Origin of the sequence: Paenibacillus sp. NPDC058367, from assembly GCF_042723305.1 — a bacterium.
Lineage (GTDB): Bacteria > Bacillota > Bacilli > Paenibacillales > Paenibacillaceae > Paenibacillus_AQ.
The window spans coordinates 1-1,802 of record NZ_JBHXIZ010000018.1 but is presented as its reverse complement, the minus strand read 5'-3'; the positions used below and the strand labels follow the sequence as shown (position 1 = coordinate 1,802).

2 tRNA genes and 3 rRNA genes are annotated in these 1,802 nt (G+C 51.1%); all 5 read left to right on the top strand.

Annotation, left to right across the window (positions count from 1 at the left end):
• Positions 1-405 (top strand): 16S ribosomal RNA (locus ACFWMP_RS31470); the annotation flags it as partial.
• Positions 406-529: 124 nt separating this feature from the next.
• Positions 530-646, top strand: a 5S ribosomal RNA gene (gene rrf, locus ACFWMP_RS31465).
• A 45-nt stretch (positions 647-691) separates the two neighbouring features.
• Positions 692-768, top strand: a tRNA-Ile gene (locus ACFWMP_RS31460).
• A 21-nt stretch (positions 769-789) separates the two neighbouring features.
• Positions 790-865, top strand: a tRNA-Ala gene (locus tag ACFWMP_RS31455).
• A 139-nt stretch (positions 866-1,004) separates the two neighbouring features.
• Positions 1,005-1,802: ribosomal RNA gene (locus ACFWMP_RS31450) — 23S ribosomal RNA — on the top strand; the annotation flags it as partial.

Here is a 1,802-nt window from a genome sequence, read left to right as displayed (position 1 = left end):
TGGGCACTCTAGAGTGACTGCCGGTGACAAACCGGAGGAAGGTGGGGATGACGTCAAATCATCATGCCCCTTATGACCTGGGCTACACACGTACTACAATGGCCGGTACAACGGGAAGCGAAACCGCGAGGTGAAGCCAATCCCATCAAAGCCGGTCTCAGTTCGGATTGCAGGCTGCAACTCGCCTGCATGAAGTCGGAATTGCTAGTAATCGCGGATCAGCATGCCGCGGTGAATACGTTCCCGGGTCTTGTACACACCGCCCGTCACACCACGAGAGTTTACAACACCCGAAGTCGGTGGGGTAACCCGCAAGGGAGCCAGCCGCCGAAGGTGGGGTAGATGATTGGGGTGAAGTCGTAACAAGGTAGCCGTATCGGAAGGTGCGGCTGGATCACCTCCTTTCTATGGAGAATCGTCTTCTGCAATGAAGACATTCAAATCGGAAGTTAAACTTCCATTATAGAACCTTCGGGTTCGAACACTCACTCGTGTTCAGTTTTGAAAGAGCAAGTCTCTTTCGTATGCGTTTGGTGGCGATAGCGGAGGGGTTCCACACGTACCCATCCCGAACACGACCGTTAAGCCCTCCAGCGCCGATGGTACTTGGACCGAAGGGTCCTGGGAGAGTAGGACGCCGCCAAGCGGACAACCATTCTTTGGTTGATTCACAATATTATATATGTTATATGGGCTTTTAGCTCAGTTGGTTAGAGCGCACCTCTGATAAGGGTGAGGTCGGTGGTTCGAGTCCACCAAGGCCCACCATATGACATTATATCCTTTTATGGGGCCATAGCTCAGCTGGGAGAGCGCCTGCCTTGCAAGCAGGAGGTCAGCGGTTCGATCCCGCTTGGCTCCACCATAATTTTAATTCAATACCTGTTTTAAACATTGATCCTTGAAAACTGGATACCGAAACGAATTTGCGTTTTAGAACATCTTTTAGCAACTTGTGCAAACAAGTAAATGTTATTAGTGAGATTTTTCTTAGGAAAAATCAAGGTTAAGCTAATAAGAGCACACGGAGGATGCCTAGGCGCCAGGAGCCGACGAAGGACGTGGCGAACAACGAAACTGCCTCGGGGAGCTGTAAGCAAGCTTTGATCCGGGGGTGTCCGAATGGGGAAACCCAGCTGTGGTAATTCGCAGTTACTCATCTCTGAACACATAGGGGATGTAGAGGCAGACCAGGGGAACTGAAACATCTAAGTACCCTGAGGAAGAGAAAACAATAGTGATTCCGTCAGTAGCGGCGAGCGAACGCGGAACAGCCTAAACCTAAGAGCTTGCTCTTAGGGGTTGTGGGACGTCTCACATGGAGTTACAAAGGAATATGGTAGGTGAAGAGGTCTGGAAAGGCCCGCGATAGAGGTAAAAGCCCTGTAACCTAAACTGTGTTCTCTCCGAGACGGATCCCGAGTAGTGCGGGGCACGTGAAACCCCGTATGAATCCAGCAGGACCATCTGCTAAGGCTAAATACTACCTGGCGACCGATAGTGAAACAGTACCGTGAGGGAAAGGTGAAAAGCACCCCGGAAGGGGAGTGAAATAGAACCTGAAACCGTGTGCTTACAAAAAGTCAGAGCCCTATTAATGGGTGATGGCGTGCCTTTTGTAGAATGAACCGGCGAGTTACGTTTAACATGCAAGGTTAAGTCGAGAAGACGGAGCCGCAGCGAAAGCGAGTCTGAATAGGGCGAATGAGTATGTGGACGTAGACCCGAAACCGTGTGATCTACCCCTGTCCAGGGTGAAGGTGCGGTAACACGCACTGGAGGCCCGAACCCACGCATGTTGA